The 26,678-nt window shown below is 37.1% G+C and carries 21 protein-coding genes and 1 pseudogene; 5 read left to right on the forward strand and 17 right to left on the reverse strand.

The genetic code is table 11. From position 1 onward, the window contains the following. Nucleotides 1-90: 90 nt before the first annotated feature. On the reverse strand, nucleotides 91-843 hold the full coding sequence (locus GMB29_RS26115) for a threonine/serine exporter family protein (RefSeq protein WP_136357821.1): 753 nt from the start codon (nucleotides 841-843) through the stop codon (nucleotides 91-93). A 101-nt stretch (nucleotides 844-944) separates the two neighbouring features. Further along, nucleotides 945-2,081 (reverse strand): YecA family protein, encoded by a 1,137-nt coding sequence (locus GMB29_RS26120; RefSeq protein WP_136357823.1) that lies wholly within the window; start codon nucleotides 2,079-2,081, stop codon nucleotides 945-947. Nucleotides 2,082-2,375: 294 nt separating this feature from the next. Between GMB29_RS26120 and treP the strand changes: the two genes are divergently transcribed. From treP to pepT, 4 genes are all read left to right on the forward strand, one after another. Next, complete coding sequence (gene treP, locus GMB29_RS26125) at nucleotides 2,376-3,779, forward strand: PTS system trehalose-specific EIIBC component (protein WP_136357825.1); 1,404 nt, start codon at nucleotides 2,376-2,378, stop codon at nucleotides 3,777-3,779. Between the two features lie 120 nt (nucleotides 3,780-3,899). Continuing rightward, the gene (treC, locus tag GMB29_RS26130) at nucleotides 3,900-5,588 is read left to right on the forward strand and encodes an alpha,alpha-phosphotrehalase (protein ID WP_136357827.1); all 1,689 of its coding nucleotides are present in this window, start codon (nucleotides 3,900-3,902) and stop codon (nucleotides 5,586-5,588) included. Nucleotides 5,589-5,630: 42 nt separating this feature from the next. After that, entirely contained in the window at nucleotides 5,631-6,347 is a 717-nt protein-coding gene (treR, locus tag GMB29_RS26135) for a trehalose operon repressor (protein ID WP_136357829.1), read from the forward strand. Nucleotides 6,348-6,560: 213 nt separating this feature from the next. Further along, the gene (pepT, locus tag GMB29_RS26140) at nucleotides 6,561-7,799 is read left to right on the forward strand and encodes a peptidase T (protein WP_136357831.1); all 1,239 of its coding nucleotides are present in this window, start codon (nucleotides 6,561-6,563) and stop codon (nucleotides 7,797-7,799) included. A gap of 363 nt (nucleotides 7,800-8,162) precedes the next feature. On the opposite strand, the gene GMB29_RS26150 is transcribed toward pepT, so the two are convergent. The 15 genes and pseudogenes from GMB29_RS26150 to GMB29_RS26220 all read right to left on the reverse strand — a co-directional run bounded on the left by GMB29_RS26150 (nucleotide 8,163) and on the right by GMB29_RS26220 (nucleotide 26,025). Next, nucleotides 8,163-9,440, reverse strand: coding sequence for a lamin tail domain-containing protein (locus GMB29_RS26150; protein ID WP_168733953.1), 1,278 nt, complete (start codon nucleotides 9,438-9,440; stop codon nucleotides 8,163-8,165). Nucleotides 9,441-9,986: 546 nt separating this feature from the next. Further along, nucleotides 9,987-10,199, reverse strand: coding sequence for a bacteriocin immunity protein (locus tag GMB29_RS26155; protein WP_136357837.1), 213 nt, complete (start codon nucleotides 10,197-10,199; stop codon nucleotides 9,987-9,989). A gap of 19 nt (nucleotides 10,200-10,218) precedes the next feature. Beyond that, a pseudogene (locus tag GMB29_RS26160) lies at nucleotides 10,219-10,653 on the reverse strand (hypothetical protein); the annotation flags it as partial. Between the two features lie 339 nt (nucleotides 10,654-10,992). Then, nucleotides 10,993-11,448: a DUF4274 domain-containing protein gene (locus tag GMB29_RS26165; RefSeq protein WP_136359336.1), complete on the reverse strand. Its 456-nt coding sequence runs from the start codon at nucleotides 11,446-11,448 to the stop codon at nucleotides 10,993-10,995. Nucleotides 11,449-11,483: 35 nt separating this feature from the next. Beyond that, a complete protein-coding gene (locus GMB29_RS26170) occupies nucleotides 11,484-13,421 on the reverse strand; it encodes a T7SS effector LXG polymorphic toxin (RefSeq protein WP_155443954.1) in 1,938 nt (645 codons plus the stop codon). 73 nt (nucleotides 13,422-13,494) lie between these two features. Further along, nucleotides 13,495-13,773, reverse strand: a complete 279-nt coding sequence (locus GMB29_RS26175) for a YwqI/YxiC family protein (protein WP_136356115.1) — start codon at nucleotides 13,771-13,773, stop codon at nucleotides 13,495-13,497. After that, nucleotides 13,773-14,201, reverse strand: coding sequence for a YwqH-like family protein (locus GMB29_RS26180; protein ID WP_168733905.1), 429 nt, complete (start codon nucleotides 14,199-14,201; stop codon nucleotides 13,773-13,775). The genes GMB29_RS26175 and GMB29_RS26180 overlap by 1 nt, the downstream gene beginning before the upstream one ends. Before the next feature lie 13 nt (nucleotides 14,202-14,214). Beyond that, nucleotides 14,215-14,724: a type VII secretion protein EssA gene (gene essA, locus GMB29_RS26185; RefSeq protein ID WP_136356118.1), complete on the reverse strand. Its 510-nt coding sequence runs from the start codon at nucleotides 14,722-14,724 to the stop codon at nucleotides 14,215-14,217. Then, on the reverse strand, nucleotides 14,714-17,794 hold the full coding sequence (esaA, locus tag GMB29_RS26190; RefSeq protein WP_136356120.1) for a type VII secretion protein EsaA: 3,081 nt from the start codon (nucleotides 17,792-17,794) through the stop codon (nucleotides 14,714-14,716). The genes essA and esaA overlap by 11 nt, the downstream gene beginning before the upstream one ends. After that, a complete protein-coding gene (gene essC, locus GMB29_RS26195) occupies nucleotides 17,791-22,257 on the reverse strand; it encodes a type VII secretion protein EssC (RefSeq protein ID WP_136356129.1) in 4,467 nt (1,488 codons plus the stop codon). The genes esaA and essC overlap by 4 nt, the downstream gene beginning before the upstream one ends. A gap of 63 nt (nucleotides 22,258-22,320) precedes the next feature. Next, the gene (gene essB / locus GMB29_RS26200; protein ID WP_136356131.1) at nucleotides 22,321-23,649 is read right to left on the reverse strand and encodes a type VII secretion protein EssB; all 1,329 of its coding nucleotides are present in this window, start codon (nucleotides 23,647-23,649) and stop codon (nucleotides 22,321-22,323) included. 14 nt (nucleotides 23,650-23,663) lie between these two features. Then, the gene (locus tag GMB29_RS26205; RefSeq protein WP_136356133.1) at nucleotides 23,664-23,903 is read right to left on the reverse strand and encodes an ESX secretion system protein YukD; all 240 of its coding nucleotides are present in this window, start codon (nucleotides 23,901-23,903) and stop codon (nucleotides 23,664-23,666) included. 100 nt (nucleotides 23,904-24,003) lie between these two features. Then, the gene (locus tag GMB29_RS26210; protein ID WP_136356135.1) at nucleotides 24,004-24,297 is read right to left on the reverse strand and encodes a WXG100 family type VII secretion target; all 294 of its coding nucleotides are present in this window, start codon (nucleotides 24,295-24,297) and stop codon (nucleotides 24,004-24,006) included. A gap of 606 nt (nucleotides 24,298-24,903) precedes the next feature. After that, entirely contained in the window at nucleotides 24,904-25,245 is a 342-nt protein-coding gene (locus GMB29_RS26215; RefSeq protein WP_136356137.1) for a GIY-YIG nuclease family protein, read from the reverse strand. Nucleotides 25,246-25,269: 24 nt separating this feature from the next. Next, complete coding sequence (locus GMB29_RS26220) at nucleotides 25,270-26,025, reverse strand: DUF2087 domain-containing protein (protein ID WP_136356139.1); 756 nt, start codon at nucleotides 26,023-26,025, stop codon at nucleotides 25,270-25,272. Between the two features lie 157 nt (nucleotides 26,026-26,182). Here GMB29_RS26220 and GMB29_RS26225 point away from each other — a divergent pair, with 157 nt between their 5' ends. Then, nucleotides 26,183-26,623 (forward strand): GNAT family N-acetyltransferase, encoded by a 441-nt coding sequence (locus GMB29_RS26225; protein ID WP_136356141.1) that lies wholly within the window; start codon nucleotides 26,183-26,185, stop codon nucleotides 26,621-26,623. Nucleotides 26,624-26,678 lie beyond the last annotated feature (55 nt).

Genomic DNA, 26,678 nt, shown 5'->3' on the forward strand with positions numbered 1-26,678 from the left:
ACCTACATAAGCGAAAGAGCCGGCAATCCTTATGCCAAACAATGGGCACGGCACTAATACTATAGAAGAAACGAATAACTGTTTCTCCCTTTAAAATGAAAAAACGATCGCTACGCCTGCTCCAATGGCAAATGCCGTTAAAAATGCTTCGGCACCCTTAGAAATGCCTGATACCAAATGTCCTGCCATTAAATCTCTTACAGCGTTGGTAATTAACAAACCTGGAACTAAAGGCATCACAGAACCAATAATAATCTTATCCAGTTCAGTACCGATATTGAATACAACAAACAATACCGATATCAACCCGATGATTAGTGAGGCTAAAAATTCAGCAAAAAACTTTATTTCTACCAATTGGTGAAAATAAATTAAACATGAAAATCCAATTCCACCAGTTAGTAAGGCAGGGAGAAAGTCCGTCCAATCGCCTTGAAACATAATTAAAAAACAACCGCTTGAAATGGAAGCTGCCGCGATTTGTACCCAGGTTGGGTATGCCAGTGCATCCCGTTCGATCTCTTTAAGTTGCTCTAACGCCTCTTTAACAGTAAGATCCCCACTGCTAATTAACCTTGAAACACTGTTTACTTTTGCCACTTTTTGCAAATTTGTTGATCGATCAACAATTCTCACTAATTTCGTAGGGTGATGACTATCAATTGAAAAAATAATACCAGTAGGAGTTACATAGCTATGTGAATGATAAATTCCATAGGCAGCAGCTATTCGCATCATGGTATCTTCTACACGATAAGTCTCAGCGCCGCCTCTAAGCATGATCTTCCCTGCCAGCAAACATACTTCGATAATATCAAAGGTTTGATCTTGTTTCTTATCCACCTTGCCTTCACTCCGTCATCATAATGTCAATTTCGAGTCTAATGAAGATTCCGCATTTAAGCAAATGTAACCAACTCTATAAGTTAGAAGCGGAGGTCCTTTTATCCGCAACACTTTTTGTACTTTTTCCCACTGCCACAAGGACATGGATCGTTTCTTCCTGCCTTTTTTACGGTCGCTTGTTGACTAATCATCATTTCTTCCGCGTTTTCCTCTTTTCGAATGATTAAAAGCCACTCTTCTAAAAGCGGATGGTCAATACCGATCATTTTATAGTAACTATAGGCTAACTGTTCAACATCATATAAATATGTTGTAGGTCTTTTACTTACAAAGTGATTAATTTCTGGTTCACCTGCAAGACTTAACTGATGCGCGAGAGCCTCAATAATTGTTGCTTGTATATCCTCATCTTCTGCCTTGTAATAACTATTACGCAGAACTTCAATTGCATAATCCGTTTTAATATTTTCCACGATTGACGTTGCGAAAATATTTGATTCTTCCTTAAGAATATATGGAGCAACTGCTTCTACAACATTGTCCGATTGAAATGATATTAGGGTTGCCGCAACCTCTTCAAGCAAAATATCTTCATCGCGGACAAGCAATGCGGCTAACTGTTGGACATACTTGTCATTCTTCATTAAGCCGAGCATATATACACCTAGTATGCCACGATAATCAAACCACTTTTCTTTTAGGTTAGCCTCTAAGATTTCATCTAGTTCCGCTTCTGTTATCCATTCATTTTTAACACATGTATAGGCCACTTTTTTAGCAATCCGATAAAAAGCATGATGATGATATGTTTCGGCTTCAAGCAGGTGAAGAATACCTTCATATTCCATTAAAATATTCTCTTTTGTGCCATTGACTAACAAATCATATAAATCCCAGTATTCATTTGGCATATATGGTGTTAAATCTTCCTTATATTTCAACGCTAGTTCAGGAGCTAAATCCGTAAAAAGGCGCTCATAAAAATGTTTATGATATTCCCGAGCATTTTTTACACATTTTACCAATAAAGGAACAATCTCTTCATGCATCGGATCAATTGATAAATATATGAAAATAGATTCTCTTTTTTCAGCTTTTTCAATCGCCTCATTTATCAGCTGCTCTACCCAGCTTTTCCTAACATTCGGATAGTCATGAAGTGTATGTAAAACGAAGTCCTGAATGATCCTATCATCGGAAAGCAGGAAGGGCTCAATACAATCTATAAAATTCATTCTTCAAAACCTCTCAATTTTTATTGTATATATTTCTTTCGATATTTGTTTTCTTGTAATCTTGCACTACCTTATATTAACAAGCATTTCCCTCTATCAAAAGTTTTAAATAGCGAATAAATGGTTATCTTCAATGAAAGCGTATATAAATTTGTTGACAACATGTATATACATGATTATGATAGTTATAATACATGTATATACATGTTTCGACAATCTGGTTTAGATTGGAAACGCTTTTAATGATGATTCAACCAATATAATTTAAATTTCAGAATTACGGGAGGGGAAACCATGAGTATCGATCAAAAACAAGTAAGTCAAATCATTGATGCCATCGGTGGCAAAGACAATATTTCAGCTGCAACACATTGTGTTACACGCCTGCGCTTTGCATTAGTTGATGAAGGGAAAGTAGATAAAGCAGCACTTGAATCAAATGAGCTTGTTAAAGGATCATTTTCAACAAACGGTCAATTTCAGGTCGTTATTGGACAAGGTACGGTAGATAAAGTGTACAAAGAGCTTGTACAGCAAACAGGTGTAGGGGAATCATCTAAAGATGATGTTAAAAAGGCATCTGAAAAACATTTAAACCCATTACAACGTGCAATTAAAACATTAGCTGACATTTTCATTCCAATTTTGCCGGCGATCGTGACAGCTGGTTTACTAATGGGTATAAACAACATTTTGACAGGTCCTGGCATTTTCTTTGATGAAAAAGCGCTTGTTGATGTCTATCCACAATGGAAAGACGTTGCAAGTATTATTAATTTAATTGCAAACACAGCGTTTGTGTTCTTGCCTGGTCTCATTGGCTGGTCTGCTGTGAATCGATTCGGCGGAAGTCCGTTATTAGGGATGGTTCTTGGACTAATGCTCGTTCATCCAGATTTATTAAACGCTTGGGGCTATGGCTCTGCGGAAGAAATTCCAACTTGGAACTTATTTGGTTTAGAAGTTCAGAAGGTTGGTTACCAAGGTCAGGTATTACCAGTCTTACTTGCTTCATATGTATTAGCAAAAATTGAAGTATTCTTGAAAAAGCGCATTCCTGACGCATTCCAGCTTTTACTAGTTGCTCCTATTACTTTATTACTTACTGGCCTTGTATCATTTATCGCAATTGGACCGATTACTTTTGCCATTGGAAACGTCATTACTGATGTTGTAGTAGGAATTTTCAATGTCGCTCCAATTTTAGGCGGTTTAATTTACGGTGGACTTTATGCACCGCTCGTTATCACAGGTATGCACCATACATTCTTGGCAGTAGACTTCCAGTTAATCGGCAGCACAGGCGGAACCTTCTTATGGCCAATGGTTGCTCTATCAAATATTGCTCAAGGCTCAGCAGCTTTAGCTATGATGATTGTATTAAAAGATGAAAAATTGAAAAGCTTGTCTGCTACATCAGCTGTTTCTGCCTACCTTGGTATTACAGAACCTGCTATGTTCGGTGTTAACTTACGATTCCGCTTTGCGTTCATTTCAGCTATTATCGGATCGGCACTTGCAGGTGCGTTTATTTCATTGCAAGGTGTGAAAGCTCCGTCAATTGGAGTCGGCGGACTTCCTGGTTTCTTATCAATCTTCCCGGAAAACTGGGGATCATTTTTTATCGGAATGGCCATTGTGTTAATCGTACCATTCGTTTTAACTATTGTTTTAGGGAAAATGCGTAAAGCACAATAATTAAACGTAAAAGAAGAGAGTCTATCATTATTTTGGATAGACTCCCTTTCTGTTATATGGTTTGTAAAAGATTTAGGGCTCAGGCTTTAACCTAGATATAATAAATAGGAGTTGATATAAATGAGTAAAACATGGTGGAAAAAAGCAGTTGTTTATCAAATTTATCCGAAAAGCTTTAATGATACACAAGGCAATGGTGTAGGCGATTTACAGGGTATTATTGAAAAGTTGGATTATTTAAATAAATTAGGTGTAGATGTGATTTGGCTCACACCAATCTATGCATCACCACAACGTGACAACGGATACGACATCAGTGATTATTTTACGATTCATGAAGAATATGGAACGATGGCTGATTTTGACCGTTTAGTAGACCAAGCACATAAACGCGGTATAAAAATCATCATGGATATTGTCGTGAATCACACTTCAACAGAACATGAGTGGTTCAAGCAGGCTTCTTCATCAAAGGATAATCCTTACCGGGATTTCTACATTTGGAAAGATTCGAATGAAGATGGTTCACTACCTACTAATTGGGAATCCAAGTTTGGCGGACCTGCCTGGGAATTTGACGAGAAAACAGATCAATATTATCTCCATTTATTTGATGTGACACAGGCTGATTTAAATTGGGAAAATGAAGAACTTCGTAAAGAAGTGTACAACATGATGGATTTTTGGTTTAAAAAAGGTGTTGATGGCTTCCGTCTTGATGTTATTAATTTAATCTCAAAAGATCAAGAATTCCCAAATGATGATGGCTCAATTCCACCAGGTGATGGAAGAAGATTTTACACAGATGGCCCTCGTGTTCATGACTATATCCATGAAATGAACAAAGAAGTGTTTTCAAAATACGATAGTATGACAGTTGGTGAAATGTCTTCAACGACAATTGACCATTGCATTAAATATTCGAATCCAGACCGTCAAGAATTAAGCATGACGTTTAATTTCCATCATTTAAAGGTTGATTATCCAAATGGTGAAAAATGGGCTATTGGTGAAATGGATTTCCTTTCTTTGAAAAACATTTTATCAACATGGCAATCTGGCATGAACAAGGGCGGCGGCTGGAATGCACTTTTTTGGTGTAATCATGACCAGCCAAGAGTTGTTTCACGCTATGGAAATGACGGAAAATATCATCGGGAGTCAGCGAAAATGCTTGCTACAACGATTCATATGATGCAAGGCACGCCATACATTTACCAAGGCGAAGAATTCGGAATGACAGATCCTAAGTACACTTCGATTGATCAATATCGTGATGTTGAATCATTAAATATGTACAATATTTTAAAGGAAAAAGGTCTATCAGAAGGAGAAATTCTTGAAATATTAAGGCGGAAATCACGTGATAATTCCAGAACTCCAGTTCAATGGAATTCTACTGAACACGCAGGCTTCACAACTGGAATGCCATGGATTGAAGTAGCAAACAATTATAAAGAAATAAATGCTGAAAGTGCAGTAAATGATCTAGACTCTATTTTTTATCATTACCAAAAGCTCATCTCATTAAGAAAAGAATACGACATTATCACTGATGGTGAATATGAACTGCTTTTACAAGATGATCAACAAATATTCGCGTATATAAGAACAACTCCTAAGGAAAAACTATTAGTCATTAATAATTTCTATGAGAAGCCAACAACATTTGAATTACCGAAGCATATCAATGTGAATGGATTTTCAAGAAAGCAATTGCTTTCTAACTACGCAGATACAGCCAATCATTTTGAAAAAATGGAGCTTCGTCCTTATGAATCAGTTGTTTATTATTTAGCAAGAGATTAACCGGAGCCAGTTATTCATGATAAGATAGTAACGGTGATAAAGATGAAAAAGAATAAATACCTTGCCATTTATAAAGAATGGACAGATAAAATAAAGTCTGGTGAAATAAAAGCAGGCAATGCGCTTCCTTCTGAGAACGACTTAGCAGACATACACGATACAAGCAGGGAAACCATTCGCAAAGCCTTAAACCTCTTATCGCAAAATGGTTTTATTCAAAAAATCCGCGGCAAAGGTTCAATTGTCCTTGATGTGCAAAAAATGAGCTTTCCGATTTCGGGATTAGTGAGTTTTAAAGAAGTTTCTAAAAACCTCAAAAAGGAATCTATTACAACTGTTCATGATTTTGGGTTAATTAAGCCAGATCCCTTTATTAAGCAACAACTGAACGCTTCAAATAAAGATGAAATCTGGAAGGTGATTCGCTCAAGAACAATTGGCGGAGAAAAGATTATTTTAGATAAGGACTATTTCCTAAAGGATTATGTTCCAACCTTAACAAAGCAAATTTGTGAAGGGTCTATCTATGATTATCTGGAAAATGAGCTGCAACTGAATATTAGCTTTGCCAAAAAAGAGATTGTTGTTGAGGACTGTACCGAGGAAGATCGCACATACCTTGACTTAGAAGGATTTTCTCATATTGTTGTCGTTAAAAACTATGTGCACTTAGATAATGCCAGCTTGTTTCAATATACGGAATCGCGCCATCGACTTGATAAGTTCCGGTTTGTTGATTTTGCAAGACGCGGCGTATAAGCACACCTACCGAGCCATTGGGTTTGTTCCCAATGGTTTTTCTTTGCCTAAATATGCTTTGCATGCGATCTTTCAGCCAAAGTGATAAGATAAAGTGAGGCTTCCCTCAGGCGGGTTTCCTATTTCCCATATGTGGTTAGCGAAATCTTCCGGCTTCTACTTACAGTTATTCTGAGATGAAATTATCCTAATTTTAGAAAGAAGGACGTTCATATGAAAAACGAGATCATTGAAAGATTTATTCGTTACGTGAAAGTGGATACTCAATCAAATGAAGACATTGAAACATGTCCCTCTACACCTGGGCAGTTGACTCTTGCAAATATGCTTGTGAAGGAACTAAATGAGATTGGTATGAATGATGTGTCCATCGATGAAAATGGATATGTTATGGCCACTCTCCCTGCAAACACGGAAAAAAGTGTGCCTACGATTGGGTTTTTAGCACATGTCGATACTGCTACTGATTTCACAGGCAAAAATGTGAACCCACAAATCGTTGAAAATTATGATGGAAAAGATATTACGTTAAATGAACCTTTACATATTGTCCTTTCACCCGCTCACTTTCCAAATTTAGCTAATTATACAGGACATACATTGATTACAACTGACGGTACCACATTACTAGGTGCCGATAACAAAGCCGGTATTGCTGAAATTATGACAGCAATGGCTTTCTTGATTAAGCATCCCGAAATCAAGCACGGGAAAATAAGAGTTGCGTTTACACCTGACGAAGAAATTGGCAGAGGTCCACATAAATTTGATGTGACAGCCTTTCATGCTGATTTTGCTTACACAGTGGATGGCGGCCCTCTTGGCGAACTTCAATATGAAAGCTTTAATGCTGCCGCCGCGAAAATTACGTTCAAAGGAAATAATGTTCACCCTGGAACGGCTAAAGCAAAGATGGTGAACTCTGCTAAAATAGCGATGGCGTTCAACAGCAAGCTTCCACAGATGGAAGCACCGGAATTCACAGAAGGCTATGATGGCTTCTATCATTTACTTTCCTTTACTGGTAATGTGGAAAAAACAAAGCTGCACTATATTATTCGCGACCATGACAAGCTGCAATTTCAAGCAAGAAAAGAAAAGATTACAGCGCTTGTTGAAGAATTCAAAAGCGTCTATGGGCAAGAATCCGTCATCTTGGAAATGAATGATCAGTACTATAATATGAAAGACAAAATTGAGCCTGTTAAGTACATCGTCGATATCGCTCATCAAGCTATGGAGAAATTAGGAATCGAGCCAATTGTCGAACCAATACGCGGAGGTACTGACGGCTCACAGCTTTCTTATATGGGATTGCCGACACCTAATATTTTCACTGGAGGGGAAAACTTCCACGGGAAATTTGAATTTATCTCTGTTGAGAATATGATCAAAGCAACAAATACAGTGATTGAAATTTCTAAATTATTTGAAGAAAGTGCAAGTGAATAATATAAAACAAAAGTGCCCTCCCTGAAAGATGGAGATAGGCACTTTTTTGGATTATTCGTTTATTGTGCTTTTACGTTTATAAATGACAAGCAAGATTCCGCCAGATAAAAGGATCACTTTTCCCCATAAAAGGAATTGATAATTTGCAGTAGCTGTTTCTGGCAAGGCATTGCCGCTTTATCTTCTGTTTTTATTCCTTGATCATTGTTTTCATAATTTGAGTCATTATTTGATTCTGGCTGTGGTGTATCCTTTTCATCTTCTTCAGGTACTGCTGGCTGTGTAACCGTGATTTCAGCAGCAGCACGATGCTTCCGCCATTTGTCATAACAGTTATATCCGCTTTTCCTGCAGAGATTGCTGTTACATTAAACCTGTGCTGTAGCCGGCAATCTTCTCAAGCTCTACTGTATTCGGAATCTTTTCCTCTTCATTTACAGCAAGATCGTCCATGCTGCTTACAACAAGGTTTAATTGTCCCTGTTGATTAGGCGCCATCACACCAGTCACAGTAACAGATTGTCCTTCTTCAATATTGGCTGTTAAACCTACTGTAGAATCAAAATACACAGACAGCTCATTATTGAGCGTTAGAGTGTTCTCTGTTTTAGCCGTTACATCACCTGTTACACTTACTTGATAGCCTTCAAGTGCTAAAGCTTCGTTAGAAGAAACCGATGCAACAGGTACATCTGCTTCACTCTCATCAAGCACTATAACTTGTTCGATTAAAAGGGAAATTTCCCCATTCACTTCTTGCACCATACCTGTCAATTGCACTCTTTGTCCTTTTTTAGCATCTAAACCGATGGCATTAAGTGCACCACTATCATCCTGAATGTACGTATATAACATACTACCATCTGCACTTGCTTTCACATTTGCTGCAGAAACTTGCCCCTCTACTGTCACATGCTGACCTATAAGTTTTGCTTGTGTCTTAATATCTGCAATCTTTGTAAGTTCAATCAGTTCAACATCGCCTTCAGTATAGCCAGACATTGTTGGCGATGGAGTAACGACCTCAAAATCAGCACTGTTGTTATTTGTATCTGTAAAATTGATTCGTCTCACAGACGTATCGAATGTGATTCCTGTGATTGGTGATCCTTCTCCCTTTATCGTATCAGGTTCACCATAAGAAAGGGCATCAATGACTGTTTCGTTCTTTTTAAGCTCAACGTTTCCTTTTTCATCACTCATCCCAATTCCTGCATTAGGAGTATCATAATACGCATCAGCAGCAAAAACGTCCCCAAATCCTTTGTCACCCTCATCACCTAATGTTGCCTCACCGCGGAGAAGGAAATAATCATTTGCTTTGATGACTTGACCATCAGTAAATTGGAATGTTTGAACCGTATCTCCTTTACTGTTCGTATATGTTAACGTAAACTCATCAAGGGCTACATCTTCATTTGTCGAGTTGTACAATTCAATAAAATCATTCTTATAAGGAGCCTTCACACTTCCATCCTTAGACTCCTTTCCTCCGCCGCCATAAACTTCATTAATGATCAGCTTCGAACTAGCATCTGGTTCAGCACTTACATGATCTGGAATAACTGGATTACTAGAAAGTAATAAAATCCCTGCTAACGAAAACACACCAAATCGACGAAGACTTCCTTTGCTTCTCATCATTCTTCCCCCTAAGTATGGTTTTGGAACAACAATTCTTTTTCATTCTCCTCGTTCTATAACTTCCGACCTATTTAATAGATTAAATGAAAAGTTTGTAGAAACTATCAGAATTTTGTTAATTTCTTGTTAGGATTTTGTAAAGAGGGGGAGGTTTTACTGATTTAGAAGATTTGATATGGGAAGGAATTTTGATCAGGAGGAGGAGTTGCAAGATTAATGGGGAAAGTTGCAAGATAAACGTTGAGAGTTGCAAAATAATCTAAAAAATTTGCAAGATTTTTCTAATTCCTATCGTTCTATTCTTTCAAATAGATCAACCTCATTGTATATAAGATATTTTGAATATTGATACTTATCTGTCCGCTGAAATCCGTTCATTAACTTACTTCTTCTATTGCTTAAAACTTGTTCGGCGGTGTGCGTGCCTATGGCTTGACCTTCTCTTAAAGCTTTTGCCCAAGCATATTCAAGTTTTTTATAAAAAAGAAACCTTGAATGACAAATAGCCATTCAAGGTTCTACTAATACGTGTTCTAAATACAATTATTTTTCTTCTTTATATGCTAAGGCAATCTCTACTACTTCCTCTGGTGATAAATCCTCATCATTCCAAAAAATTAAGTCACTAGGAGCTGGATGAGGAACATTGTCTTCTAAAATATCTATATATTCACTTACTTCTTCATCAGATAGCTTAGGATTACATATTTTATTTACTAGTTCAACTAATTCCTCTTTAGATAACTTTTTACTCATTTTTTCCACCTTCCATTAATTACTGCCCTTTCTTTCCAAAATGATAAGCAAGGTCTAAAATATTTTGGTGCATTTTTGGTGAAGTAATCATTAAATTATCAAGATTGTATACTTCTCCACCCTTGTCTATAGGCTGTTTATGATGAAGTATATATGACTTATGTTTACCATAATGTTCAACTTTAGGAGCAATAGGAGCATTTCCTTCTAACATCCTTGAAACATTTCGGTTGTTAAACTCTTTTGCAAAGCTTGAATTTGCTACAGACTTCCAAAACTCTTTTCTAAAATCATCAAAGGAATTAAATTGTTTGCCTATTAGTTTATCTCTTATTTCTTTAGGTATTATACCTATTGCTCCATTATTATACATAAGCTTGGTCTGTGTTTGAAGACTTCTATCTAACTTAAAGCTTTCATTTACAACCCCTGGCTTATTCCTTGGACTCTTACTTAAATCTTTACCTATACTCTTACCAACACTATCAACAGATATCTTCGACACTACATCATCTATTACCTTCTTAACTGATGAAGATTCCATCACATTCATCGGCAAGTTGGGAGTATTGCCGGCAAATGCAAAATTACCATTTGGATTGAATGCAATTCTTGCTCCATTTTTAACATCATCTATGAAACTATAAGTCCCAACCCTGATGACGTTGCCTCATTTAAAGATGCAGCCTACTCAGCCGACGATTGGAATGAAGCCTATGCATTAAGAAGATATCTAGATCTATTAAAAAACCTTGAAAGGCATAATGCCAATCAAGGTTATAAAACAATCACATTATATTTTAGGAAGATCAACCTCATCGCCTGGTGATTTACTAATAAGAATATCAGGAATGTTAGGGTTATTCTTTTTCAACTTAAACTTTTGAATTTTTGTTAACTCGGGATCAAAGGAAATATTCTGAGATTTAAATTGTAAGTTTATAAGTTTATTGTAAATCTTACTCAAAAAATCTTTCCATTCCTCTAAAGAAGAACTTGAAACTTCATTTGAATTTTCTAACATACGATATCCGTCTGCATAATGAAACATTAGTAAACCCGTCCCTAAATCACAGGCCTCATTTTCTAAAATAGCATTTGGTACATCAAATCCGATATTCCAATTATAATTTGCAGCAAAAAAATGAAGTAGTAAAGGGTTGTCTGTATTCGTTAACTGACTGATTGTATAGTCTTTATCTGTATTATAAAGTAATTCTTCAAGGAAACTAATATCTTTCTTATCCATTAGAACATACCTCCTTACTATATTCCCTCATACAATTATTCTTCCAGTTGTTTAAGCTTTCGTTCCCAAAGTTCTACTGTTGCACCTTGACTAGGATATAAAGGTAAACCATTCTCTTGCAATTTCCTTAGATTATTTTGTAACTCATAAACTTGTTTTTGTAAACTATCGACACTATGGTTAATATCCATTTTGTTTAATGCTCTTTCAACTACTTCATTATAAACAGAATGATACCCCCTGTGCCTAGACATTGGACTTATATCATTAGCTGGCACTCTTAGAAAAATACCATTAGATGAGTCGTCGAAATTCATTCCTATTTTTTGAATAACAGGATTATTTGCCATCTCAGAAGGAATTATATGTTGTGCTTGATAACCACTCCATTTTGTAGAACGTTTAAGTCCCATCCCCTCTATCATATTTTTACCTAACTTGTTAGAGTTACCCCCTGTTACAATACCTGGCTTCCCTGGAATAAGTCTATTCACATTATCTATACCCTTACTAACACTACCAACAGAAATCTTCGACAAGACTCTGTTTAATTCCTTCTTAACTGATGAAGATTCCATCACATTCATCGGCAAGTTGGGAGTATTGCCGGCAAATGCAAAATTACCATTTGGATTGAATGCAATTCTTGCTCCATTTTTAACATCATCTATAAAACTATAAGCCCCAACCTTCGTTTTCATCGCTAGCTCATGCGCTTTTTTGATTGTTTCATCACTAACCATTTTCCCGTTTCGAACAATCTGTGGTGCAAATGCCAATCCACCAACAGCCAACAACCCAAGCGCCTGATTCAGGCTATTCTGCTTCTGCTCTTCCGTCAATTCATTCCCAAACATATCTTTACCTGTCAAATACTCACTAAACCCATTGGCAGATACAAGCCCATAAATGCCCATCTCTGCCTTTTCGAGGGTTGAGAAGGTATTAGCTGTTCTGTAAACATCAAGTGCTTGGTTGGCGGCATGCATGCCTTTAGCAGTTTTGTAGATGGCGCTGCCGCCCTTGAAGATTCGGCCTGCCCAGCCGACGACTGGGATGAAGCCTGCGGCTGCCATGGCTCCAGCGGCGACACGCTGTCCTGTTGTTAAGGTTTCTCCAGTGACCGGGTCAACTCCTTCTGATGCCCGGATATAATCGTAGTAGCCTGTTAATTCTCCTGTGAATGTTTTGATGCCGTCCCATGTTTTTTCGTACCATGGGCGGTTTTCGAGCTCCTCTTGCCGCTTTAGCTGTTCTCTGAATTTTTCCTGTTCATCTTTGAATGTGAGGTATTCACTTGTTTGCTTTTCAGCTTGCTCCTTCAGCTGATAAACATCACTTGCTTTATAGGCTTCTGCGTTGAAGTGGATAGGTGAGATGGTGCTGCCTTGGCGGGATGCTTCGATTAGCTGCTGGAAGAGTGCGATGGTATATTGTTCGTCACCTTCTGATAAGGTGTATTCTGATTTTAGGTCATTGTCAAGTTGATCAACTGCACTGATTGTTTCTTTTCGATCCTTATCTGCTTGTTCCATATTGCTATCAAAGGAGGCTTTGGAGAAAACAGTTAATGAGACAAGATCATCAATGCGGTTGATGATTTTTTGAAGTTCATCTTGCTGGCTTGCGACCATTTCTTTGTGATTTTTCATGTGATGTGTGAGTTCATCTTCTAGAAATGGAACATGGACAACTGTATCTCCTGATAGATCATTGTCTGCGGCATTTCCTGATATTCCATTAAAAAATGCCCTGTTGCGATCAATGAGGCGGAGCCAGGCTTCTACAACATCGATTTGTGCTTGGTAAAAGCCTTTGATGGCATCGGCTCCTTTTCCTTTGAACTGATTGTCTAGATTGACGATATCATTGCATTTTCTTTTTACTTGTTCAAGCTTTTCCCGTAATTCACTGTACTCTTGTGATCTGGATTCCATTGAATCAATTAATGTCTTTGCTTCAAGTACCTTCACAATCTACTCTTGGCCTCCTTTAGTTTCTTGTCATCCAGTTCCAGCGCCTAGCCCCTCGAGGTGTCGGAGCTGATCAAGGCGCTTTCACTTTTGTTGTTATTGCTTCATCCTGTTCCTTTAATGAGCGTACATTTGCCTTCGTATCTTCTATATTCTTATCAACAATTTCTACATACTCATTAATCAGTTGATGGATTCTCGCTTCTCGTTCAAGCCAATAGGTTGTGAAATCTAATTTGTTTTTGCCTAGTGTACTAGCTTGCGGCGGAGCAATTTTCACATTGGCAAGCGCTGACTTTACTTCATTCAACTCTTTTATTACGGTTTCATAATTTAATTTAATTTCCGCCATTATAGTAACCGCCTTTGTATATCGTTTATTTTATTTGCCAGCTCGTCAACTGCATCTTCGCCTTTTTCAACTAATTGACCAGCTTCATAGGCAATGGCTTTTGTGATGTTTAAAAAGCTTTGTTCAATTTCTAAGCTATTTATCTTGTTTTCTATTAATCGCTGGTAATCAGAATAATCGGTTTCCCCTATTTTTTGCATCACATTGTATGCCTCTTCGCGCTCTTTATCAAAGTCGTTTGCCCGTTTACCCGTCCACTCATTTCCTAAATCTGGTTGTTTGATTCGCTTGATTTCTTGTAAGAGGAGGTTTTGTTCATGACTAATATCATTTTTAGCCTTTCTTAATCGATCAATTTTTTCATCGATATCATTCGATTGTGACGAGATCATATTTTGAAGAGAATACAATGTATTCGATAAACTCATCATTTCCACCTCTCTAAACGTTTTGTAGAGATTTTTGTTTTGCTTGGGATCTCCCCCATACAATTAAAACAAGAATAAGCAACATAATACTAATACCAACTAATACCCAAATAAGGATCGATAAAGAAAGATTAGAAGAGGATGGTGTTTCCTCTTCTATTTGATTACTCGTTGTTGCTTCTTTTGATGAGAACAACTGTAGTTCTTCTGCTTTAGCTTTTACGGTATTTTGATCTGTTGCATTGCTTAAAAATAATTCTCTTTTTAATTCTTCGTCTTTCGATATTTTGTCTTTTTCAAAGGTAATCCCCTTTTGTTCTTCTGGTATATTGACAGGCTGATTTAATAAAGGATTGTCTTTCAACAAATCTGTATTTGATTTGAATTCATTTTGTTGATAATCATTCGGAACAAGCTCATCAATCTTCGTGGTATCTGCAAAAACAATTTCAGCATTCGTAAGATAAAATGCTGAAATTATAAGCAAGATGAAAGGAACTAATTTTGCTTGCTTACGCTTCATAGGTCTCTGATCCTTTTTCGACCGCTATCGTCGCGGCTTTTCTTGAGATAAAAAACTGCAAAGCAGCTAGTACCGCAATAATAAGCACAAGGATGATCGTTGCCTGTGTAAATAATGATTCTGTACCATACTGAATCGACATATAGACCTCAGACATCGGATCTGTAAACGAAAAGTTAGGTGTTGTTAACGCAAGTAATGGCGTTACATAGAAAATGACCATGCCGACTGTTACAAATAATCCTGCTAGGTGATGGGCCGTGAATGCCACTCTAACTAGAGCCGCTCCTGCTGCAAGAAGGAGGATCGTATAGACCGTCCATTCAACTGCACTTTCTTCTCGCAATGGATAAATTTCTAATCCAAATAAACTAATAATTAAACCAACAATGACATTTAATAGCACGAATAAAGTCGCTTGAATCCATAGTGGCGGCTGTGCAAAATAGTAACTTGCATACCCTATCAGGAGGCTTGAAATTAACACAATGAACAAGACAACAACTGGCGGGATATTTTGCACATTGCCACTTTGTGTTTCTTCTGGAATGTCACCACTAATTTTTAGTGGGTTCGTTAAGAAATCATAAACATAGCCATTTGATTGTCCATCAACAAATGTATTGCCCAGAACACTAAATACATCATTGCGGATTAGCTCTGTTGATGAAACATTTGCTGACCATTTGTTATTTAATTGGTCTGCATCTGCTTGAACATCATTTACTCTTCCTTGCAGCTCCCCTGTAAAGTTGATAATGCTGCTTTGACTCTCACTAACTGAATCCATCCACATATGAATTGAGTCCATTTGCTCGTTAATTCTTTCATTTCCTGAGATAACTTCCTCACCATCAACAGCTGGTGTCGGTTCTACAACAGTTAGAAGCTGTTCAGGCTTATTGATTTGATTTAACACCTGTGTTGCTTCCTGTTCGATTGCTTCAAGGTTTTCAATTAATGCTGCCTGCTGTTCTTCAACTGACTGGCGATATTTGGCCATAAAGAGAGTAAAGCCATCTTCCATTGTATTTAATGCATCTTGGGTTGTTGGCATATCTTTACCTAACTGTTCCCAACCTGATTGTTCATCACTTGTTATTTCAACAATTTTATTCGCTTCTTTTTGTAAATACTCATCACCTAAAACAGCCTTTAATTCCTTATTTTCTGCAAGCATGCTGTTCAAGGTTGATTCATAACGATCGAGGTATGAGTAGTAATACATCATATCTAACAGATCTTTGCTTTTTATTTCCTTGGAAAAGATCGGTGTCAGCAGATCCTTTCGCGTTTGAGAAAGAGCGCTGGATGCTAGGATTGCTTGTTCTTTGCTTTCAATTTCTTTAATAATATTAGATTCATAGTCTTTATATAGATTTAATTCTTTACCAAGTGATTCTGACAAATCACTGTAATAGTTCTTTTCTTTTAGAAGACTGTCACGTTCTTTCACTAAATCCTCTATTTCTTTCGCCTTGTTTGCAATGATCGTGTTTAAATCATCTTTATCTCTGTTTAATCCTTTAATCTCATCTAATAATTCGTTCACTCTTGTTTGCAGTGGATTATCTCCAGGTTCCTTCTCGTCTAATGCTGTCTTTAAAGCAACAATGCGATCATTCAGAGTAACAAGTGTACCCAATACCTGCTGGAGCTCCTCTGGTGTTGGATTCACCATATTTGAAAGTTGATCTTTTAATTTCAAGATTTCTTCTGAGAGTGAATTTAATTCCTCTTGTTCCTTCTCCAAATCAACGTAAGGTTTTGTTGACTCTCCATTACCTTCTTGCCCCTGATTCTCTCCGCCATTATTTTCATCATTTTGGCTTTGTTCACTGCCTGCTTGAGCCGAACTTAGTAAAACAGGTGGTTGTTCAGGCTTCTCTGTTACACCTGAAGATTCAGATTCAACCGGCAGCTCAGAAGGTTCTGTTGGTTTCGTTGGCTCAGTCGGTTCTTCCTCACCCACACTAAGCTTTTCACTTAAGGATGCAAGCTGTCCTTCGACATCATTAAGCAGTGTTGAGTCTTTAAGCTGCTGGTAGAATTCTAGAACTTTTCTTTGATGATCGTAATATTCACTGATTTGTCTGGCTACTTGGGAATATCTTTGTTCCTCAAGCTTGTTGAACACTTGTTGGCTGCTCATCATGCTATTTTCCAGGTTTGTCATGCTTTCTAATAGTTGATTGCTATTTTCTTCAAAAAGATTTGTTGATGCAGCAAATAATGGCTGTTGATTTTCGGTTGCTTTGTTAACTGATTGGATTGATTGTGCTTGAATTTCAGTTAGAATTGTTTGCTGTTTTTCTTGGTATTCCTTGTATTGCTCAACATATTTGACAAAAGTGTCTAGATTTTGGGCATAGCCTTCCATCGTTGACTTTTGTTCTGGTGCTGTTTCATCAACCTGCTGGATAGAAGATTGCAAGGATGTCAGCATATTTTTTTGTTCATCTATTTGTCCAGCAAGGTCCTTTGAACTTGGTTTATAAAATGCTGTCATTGTTTCTTGGAAGGCTACTTCCTTTTCAAGAATTTCATCAAATTCTTGGCGGATATTTTCCATATCTGCTGATACATAATTCCAGTAAAGGGATGAAATTTTTTGATTAACACGTTTTGTTGCTTTTTCGATTTCTACTAATACTTTTTCTTTATTCACCGCATTTAACTGACTTTGTATCTTAAATTGAAAGTTAGTTTTTATCGGATTTTCATCATCATATGTCATAATGTTTTCCGAAAAGTCGGATGGGAGATAAACGATGGCATCGTATTTCAGATTACGCAAACCGTTTTCTCCTGCACTTCTTCCTACAACAGACCATTCAAAATTTGAATTCTCAGTCAAGATTGCCGCTACATCCTGACCAAATTTTATGTCTTCTTCATCTTCTTGTGTCCCAATATCTTCATTGATGATCGCAATCGATTGTGTTGCATTTTCCCTTTTTACTACTTTCAAAGGGTTATCTCCGATCGTACGGAAGAAAAGAAGGGGGGTGATGACAATGAGTAGGATGACGACAATCAGTTTTACTAAGCTACTTGCTTTTTCATTCATACTTGCACCTTCCTTTCAACATTCACAAGTGGGATCTGAATGCTTTGTTCTTTACCGTTTTCAACATAATAACCGAAACCTGGTTGTACCTCTGCTTCTTTCCGGTCATATGTTAGTGTATATAATGTTTGCTCTGATTTTCTCATTAAAATAACAGCTTGACGAATTTGTTTGATTTCAATTGTTAACGGATCATATCCCTTTGTTAATTCATTGTTGTTTCCAGAGACGATCACATTAAAGCCTAGATGACTAAAGCTTTTCATATATTTGACAATGCGATCTTGTGTCAGATTATCAAGGCTTTGCAGGAAGCGGGAATACCCATCAATGACAAACAAAACAGGTGAAAATTGCGGCATTTGTCTGCCACTCTGAATGTGCAGGTCATAGGTTTCCGCCCTTTCTCTAAAGATCGTTTCCAGTTTATCTAGCCATGATGTTATATGGTCTTTACCTTCGAGATAGACCAATTTCTCTTCGCCAATAAATGAAGCTAGGCCGCGGTCAATGGAATCAAATACCGCAATATGTTCAATCTCATGCTCAAGCGCTGTATGAATGAGCACTTTTAGGGAATTTGTTTTTCCTTTTTGTGCCTGACCGAGAATAATGCAATGCTTGGTCTTTTGGAAATTCACATATACCGGTGTAACATTTTCTTCATCAAGGCCTATTGGTAACAAGCCATTTTTCTTCGAAATATACGAAGTAAAATTGACGATTGTCAGCTCTGTAGGCAGCATTGGCACAGGTGTTGGTTTTGCAATGTTCTCATACTGCTTCTTAAGCGTTTGAACCTCTTCTTTCACATTCGTCATCTGCTCAAAGTCATCTTTTCCTTCAGTTGGGAGAAGGACTTGTGCAAAGAACGCAGTGTCCTTTTTCACAATCGCTCTTCCCGGCATTGCTTCCGGAGAAAACGGCAATCTGCCTAACATCGTATATGCTTCAGATTGATCCATTAAATAATGGACAATTTTTGTTTTTAAGTTGTTCATGAACGATTGACGGACTGAATTGATTCGTGTTGCTGTTACCATCATATAGATCCCTAGTGATACACCATCACGTGCGAACTGATTTAATTGTTGTTCAAGTTCGAGCATCTCTTCTTTTACAAGGTCAAAATTATCAATCACAAGGAAGAATAATGGCAATGGCTCTTCACTTAAGGCGTTATACATTTTAATTGAGCTTACCTCTTGCTTTTGGAACAGCAGTTTTCTTCTTGCTACTTCATCTCGTAATATCCTCATGAACTTCTCAATTTTCCGCTCTTGATCAAGTAAAAAGTAATCAGCGGTATGTGGCAGCTGTTTAAGCGGTAATAGCCCGCCATTTCCAAAATCCATTACATAATAATGAACCTCTTCTGGTGTATATTGTTTGGCAATTCCAAGTAATAGGGTCATGATCGTATGTGTTTTTCCATATCCAGAGGAACCAAATATTCCAACGTTACCATCCTCGATTACGTTATACGTATAAGGTGATTGACTTTGTTTTTCAGGTTCATCAATCATGGCAAATACAATACTCGTCCTGTCATCTATAGAAATTTCTTCACGATATAAGCGGCCAGGAAGCGGCGGCAGCCAAGGACTTGGAAGTTTTTCAAGACCTAAATCTCCTTGAAGCTGCTCAATTTTATCCACGATGATGCCTATTTCACTAACTGAATCCTTCTGTTTCAGATCTGATGAAGATACTTCTGATAAAGGTATTAGTCCTAGATCGGTAACAATCGCTACTTCATCCTCCAAATCATATGATTCTTCCTCATGATAAGGAGCACCACTCCATGCTGATTGGAAAAGCTCATATACTTCATTATTACCGACCTGCAAGTAACCGCGGCCAGTAACTGTAATGGATGCAGCATCACCATTTTTTAAGATTTCACGGCTATCCTCCGTATTTTGAACCTTTAAAGCGACACGGAAGCGAGCGTTACTCCATATTTGATTGTCGATCACTCCACCCGGCTTTTGTGTTGCCAGGATTAAATGAACGCCAAGGCTTCGCCCGATCCGTGCTGCACTGACTAATTCTTTAATAAAATCAGGTTCTTCCACCTTGAGCTCAGCAAATTCATCTGAAATCAAAAATAAATGTGGTAATGGCTTTTCCGCTTTTCCTTGTTTAAATAGCTTTGTATAGTCATTAATATGTGAAACACGATAGTGATCGAATAACCGTTGGCGTCGCTTTAATTCACTTTTAATCGAAGCCAGGGCGCGCATGCTGAAGTTTTTACTTCCTTCTATGTTTGTAATCGTACCTAAGAGATGCGGCATATTTTTAAATGGCTGCGCCATGCCTCCACCTTTATAGTCAATTAATAAAAAGGCAACTTCATGCGGGTGAAAATGAACAGCTAGTGAAAGGATATATGTTTGTAAAAATTCACTTTTCCCGGACCCCGTTGTACCAGCAAGCAAGCCATGTGGACCATGTGCTTTTTCGTGTAAATTTAACTCGACCGTTTCCGCTTTTCCTTTAAGTCCAATCGGGACTGCCAACGATTTTGCTGACTCCCTTGACAGCCAATTTTGTTTAATCGGCAATTGGTCTACGCTTTTCACATTCATCATTTCTAAAAAGGTCACTGCATTTGGTATCGAGTTTGTCATGCCTATTTGATGATCAAGTGTGCGAAGCATGCGTGCGAAATTTTCATTGCTCTCTCTTTTATGTGGATCCAAATCAAATGAGATTCGCACTGCCTTTTTCTGTTGAATTAAAATATCACCTTGCTCGTCATTAATATAGCGAACAAGGGTATGAATGTTATCAGATAGGCTTTCTTTTGCTTCTGCTGCAAATACAACTGAAATTCCAAGGTGCTTATGGTCACCTTCTAAATATTCCAAAATCACATGATCTGAAATAAGTTGATGATTTGTAATGACAAAAAGGTAATGAGGTGAAAAACGCAGTTTCTCCTTTTCTTCCTCTTGATCACGTTCTCGTATCATCTCATACAATGAATAAAGAAGTTGATCACGTGTTTTCTCGTTATAAATGAACCCTTTCGCAAAGGAATTTGGTAATTGAAAATGCGGCAGCCACTTCATCCATTCCCATTCTTTATATTCCTGCTCATCAAAAATAAACACAAACCGTAAATCGTGGTAGCTATGGAAGAAGGCAAGCTGCCCGATTAGCTGGTGCATTTCATTTTTCAATACGGCATTCTTTCCAATTAACCCAATCGGACCCTCGGAAAGATTTGCAGTAATCGGCAAGTTTTCTAAGTACTTATAGGTTCTTTCAAGCAGCTGTGATTGTTCTAATAATTCATCCATTTCCCTGTTGGCCATATCAGAGGATGTTGATGAAATTTTATAGCTTGCTGGAACCGTTCCAACTCCAAGGCGAAATTGGAGGAAATCGGGACTTTCAAGCGTTCTTTCCCAAAGCCTGTCAGAAAGCTGCTCAGTTAAATATTTCATTCGTTCAAAAGATGGAAAGTGAAAGGTTAAAACATCTTTTTGTTTATCTGCAAGTGTTTGCAGCTCCTGACGTTTTGTCTCTAAGTATTGTGTATAAATCCGTTTTCGACGTTCCTTGGTTCTTTTTTGATTTGCTCTGTCTTTAAAATATTGAACAGTTGAGGTCACAAGTGTTGTTAAAAACATCACTAACGAGATCAGAATAAATATCCCTCTTGGAACGAGGATAGCAACGACACCCATCACAATGAGCATAATGAGCGGTGGCATAATAATCAGCCATAAGCTTCGATTAGAATGCTCCGATTCTTGTGTTGGAAAGGAAAACTGTACCTTATCATCAGGCAGATCATAGACCATTCTCGGTGTACGACGATACACCGGATATTTCTTCTGCATTTCAGATTGCGGTCTATTCGTTTCTGAAAGTCTAGTCTCAAACTCTTGTAAGCTCTCAATTTTGATAAGATCTTTTTCTAAAAGGGTCACTGTCATAAAAGGCCAAAATATCTGATCACCTATTTCAATCTGTGACGCTTCCTGTATTTGTTGACCATTTTTATAAAGACATTCCTTTTCACGGGCAGCGATCTCAATTCCATTCTTACCGCTATAAAGCGTAAAAGCATCTTGCTCAAAGGATGATTCAGCCTTCTTATGTATGATGGCATGCTGATCTGTTGTTGAAAATGTTACTTCCTTTATGTGTTCTATATAAAAAGTTTTGGTAAATTGAGGAGATGCTGTGATCATCATTTCCAGCTTCACTTCTCCAATGGAAATCGAGTGCAGTGAATTCTCTTCCATTTTCTCATTATTCTTATCTTGAATCAGCCAGAATGAATCATCACGAAATTTCACTCTTAGCGGTTTTTCAATAAGGTGTACTGATCCAAGGGTAATGGTATGCTGCAAATCAGGTCCAATCGTGATCTCTTGCTTAGGATCTGGAGTCAGTGGTACCTGTTGATAAGAATCATGATAGAAAACCCATAACATCGTCATTTATTTTGTCACCACCAATAATTGTTGATTACCGTATTTGTTTGCCTGCTGTGAAATAGGTCATTATTCAGGCGGCTTTGTTTCTTGTACAGTTGTTTCAGCAGATTGTTTCTCTTCATTCTTATTTAGGGTCTCCGTCACAGCCTTTGATTTCACTTCTGTTTGTTCAGCATTAGATTGTTCTTCTGTTTGCCCTGAAACCGACTGTTCAGCTTCTTGCTCTGCTGCTTGTTCTTCCTTCATTTCCTGCTGATACTCCTTTGTTTCCTCTTCAATTTCTGCTAATAATTGTTGTCTTTCTTCTCTCTCTAAATCATCATCAATTTTCACTTGTTCTTTGTACTTTATTAATCCGTATAAAATTAATGAGCGATCCTCTAAATACCTTGCAATATCAAGTGCTTCTTCGGCATTTCCTCTTCCAATAAGAATCCAGTACTCCAAATATTGGGGATCTGATTGTAACGTTACTGTATTTCGAATGTTCTCTTTTTGTTCCTCTGCTAATGATTCATTAATGATATATGACAACGATAATTGGTATTGAGTGACTTTAGGCATATCCTCAATGTCGTAAGGCTGAAGGACTGTCACAACTTCACTATATTCATTATTAAGAAACTTCTCCTGCGCATGAATAAAGCTTGTTTGTTTCGGCTGAAGAAAAAATAACGAGTATATGGAGTAAATAAGTGCTGGAATAAAACATAAAATTAACCCATACAGCACATATCGGTTTCGTTTCCATGTCTTTTTATTTACTGTCATGAGCAATGATTTCTCTTTTGTCACTTGTTGAATGCGCTCTTCAATGATGTCCATTAACTCATTCAAGCTATTAGCAAGACAAACGCGTTTCGTGAATTCATTAAGCTTAAGTGTTTCGGCATAGTGGACATATTGTTCAAAGGAAAATTGTTTGTCGACAATGGCCGCAACGGTTGCCTTTACCTCTTTTACTAATTGGTCACTATTTTTTTCATAAGGCGGGAGACTTTCCTTTACCCCATAATGTAGAAAGGTTGGATTAAGTCCTTGATCAAGGACAATGTTTTCTGGACAAACAAGTAAATGGATTCTCGTTAAAGAATGATATTCAGCTTGTTGAACAAGTTTATAAGCAATCATAAGTCTATCTCTCTCATCTACTTGCTCCAATTTGGGAAGAAAAGTGTATGTATTAGGGATTGTATGAAGAATGGATAACTTATCATCCATCATGTGAATTTCTTTTTTTATTTTTGGATTTATCTCCTTTAAAAAAGAAATTTCGGCAGGATTATCTAATTTGATTTTCTCTATTTGAAACGTAAACGAGATTGTTTGCTTGTCACGCTTAATATCTGCTTCGAGTTTCTCTGCTAAGTATGAGAGGTCTTTTTGTGTTGACATTCCCCTTATCTCCTTTATAATATTTCGATTCTGTCTCCAGTTGTAATGCCTGCATCCTTTAACCGTTTATTTCCCGGGACAACCTTCTGTTTATTGGTCACCTTTATCCAAGCCCCTTCTCTTGGCTTTCCATCTAATTGTTTTGCCTGCCATACAATATCAACCACTTTTTTGACAGAGTGGTAGTTTGAGAGTCTAATATCGAAGCTCTCATTTTGATAGTTTTTTAAATCAATCGTAATCTCTATGTACACATTGGTTCACCTCATAAGGAAGGAGCGCAATTTTTTGTAAAAGAGCGCTCCCTATCTCTTAACTGTCTGTGCATGGGAAGGGGTCAAAACCCGCTTCCTATTAACCTCTGATTTGACTAGCAATTTGTTGATCAGCATCTTCAAGTGCTTTAGCTGTGCTGTTCAATTGAGTAGAAATGTCATCAAGTAACTGTTGCATTTGGATGAAAGATGGTCTTAACGTTTGGTATTGCTCACTGAACGCTCTGCTTGATTCACCTTCCCACATACTTTCTAGCTCATTAATCATTGTATCAAGACGAGAAACTTGCTCTCCTACTTGGCTGCTTTCACTTGAATAACGGTTAGACATGCTAACTAGTTCTGCTGGGGTAACGCGAATGATTCCAGACATTTAATTCCTCTCCCTATCTATTGTTTATTTGGTAGTCATCTATATAAATTGTGAATACCCTGGATCTATTCTCTCTCTAGTAGAAAGTCTTTCTATTAAGATCATTTCTTAACGGGGGAGTTTATCCCATACTAACTTCTCATTTCCTCCAAGTCTTGAGGTAGGGGATTACTGCCCGTTTATCTGCTGTACAACTCTCTTTTTTTCCAGAAATAATGTGAAAAAGACTTAAATTTTAAATAAAAATCTTTTTAAACATCCATTTTTTCCTATAATATACCAATAACATAACTACCCCGATAAATACAGACTAAAACTGATTTGTTTAAAAAAACCAAACTATCTCCCTATATATCGAAATGTCTACAGTAATAAATTCATGAAAATCCTTTTCGCTATTTAAATCATTTGCCCCTTTCAATCTTTAAAAACATTTTATAGATTGGGTATTTTTTCATAACCGTTTTTTTACATTTATTGCATAAAAATTTTTGACCTCATTTTCAAGTCCTATACAACCCTCCTAAAAAATAACTTTTGATAGTAAAAAACAGCCAGCTTATTTCATCCTAGCTGGCTGTTTCGTTTTATCTCTATATGAATATCTTAATGATATCCCCGTTCTCCATACGGCTGCAGCTGATCAAGCCACTTTTCTTCCAGCTTTTCCAACTCTTCCTTCTCGTTATAATAAATATTCTCTTTCTTTTTTAAAAGCTCTAATACTTCAATAGCAAATGCTTCTTTGCCAAAGGATTTCCATTCCTCCTGTAATTTTCTGTTTGTATGCACACCATTTTCAAGACTGAATCTTACTCCATTTAATGTTTTCAAATTCTTTGTACTACCGATAAGGATCTTCTCGTTTTTACAGTTTTTAATTTGGTAAACTCCCGCTTCAATTGGTATTTCTTTATATAGTTGTTTCAGCTCTTTTTTCCGTTCCATATCACTTACATCCTTCCTGGATATTTATTTTTTCAGCCAATATTCGCTTCCATCAGATTTTCTATCGATAAATCCGTATTCAATTAAATATCTTCTTAACATGACATAATCATCATAAATAGCTTTCAAAATATGATTCATTTCCTTTTCATCATACTTTCGCTTAGCTTCCAAATGCTTTGCGATTTCCCGAAGGACAACTAATTTCTGCTTTTCCTTTAAAGGAAACTTTTTCAAATATCCTTTTGGCCCTTCCGGAAAGTATTTTTTTACAATTTCCTCTTGTTCTTCTTCCGTAATATTGTATCGGTCATCAATCATCTTTGCCGTTTTGTGAAGGGGCACAAAAGACGGTGCATGCTGATCTTTATCTTTTAGTAGCTCCATCATTGTTAAAAACGTCCTGGCCTGGCGTTCTTTCTCCTTTAATACAAAGCGATGATTTCGTATCGTTGACACACTGCCGATGCCCGTTTCCTGTTGAATCTCAGCGTCACTTTTCCCTTGATAAAAAAGGCGGAGTAAATGATTCTGATGGTCTGTAAGACCTGTAAGTTTTTTATCAAGCCCGATCAAATATGAGAATACTGAACCATGTGCCCATTCAATATGCATGCGCATATACCTTTCGGCCTCATAAAGAAAATTCTCGTGAGGGTAAATAACCCCTTTTTCAATTTCCTCACCACAAAGCAGGCATATATAGGAGTCTTGCTGCTGTATATATCCTTGTTTAAGTTCTTCTATTGAAGCATTCCAAAACATCTCTAATATTGTCATTTTTATAAACACATCCATTTGTTGTTTGTTATTTAACAAACATATTATTATATCGTTTGTATATTGTCAATTCCCTTTCTCTCTATACACATTTCCTACTCCCCGCATACAATAAGGTAATGTTTTCTAATTAAACGTTTTTGATGGAGGTATGTGAATGTTAATCAGAAAAGCAAAACAATCAGAATTAAATATGCTATTGAACATGACTGTAAATGTTATTAGTGAAAGTTCGATGGGCTTTGTACAAACTAATTATCAAAACGGCCTTGCTTCATTTGTGCCATTCATAAACAGCGGTGCTTATTACCTTATTGCTTTAGATCATCAAACGATTGCAGGCTGGGTATTACTTGGCCCAGATTTCAATCCTTATCATATGCAAAAAACTGGCAGCATCATTTCGCTTTATGTCTTTCCTGCCTATAGAAAAAAAGGAGTAGGCAAACAACTAATGGAGCATGCGCTAAACGAATTAAAGAACCAAGGTTTTCAAAAAGCACAATTAAATGTTTATTTGGGGAATCCCGCAAAGAATTTATATGAAAAAATGGGTTTTAGAGATATTTCAAGCGTCATGGAAATAACATTCAATTAAAGACAATGTTGATATAAAGTAAAAATGTAAATTCTATGTTAAATTTTACCTATCA

The organism is Metabacillus sediminilitoris (genome assembly GCF_009720625.1).
In the GTDB taxonomy this organism is placed as follows: Bacteria; Bacillota; Bacilli; order Bacillales; family Bacillaceae; genus Metabacillus; species Metabacillus sediminilitoris.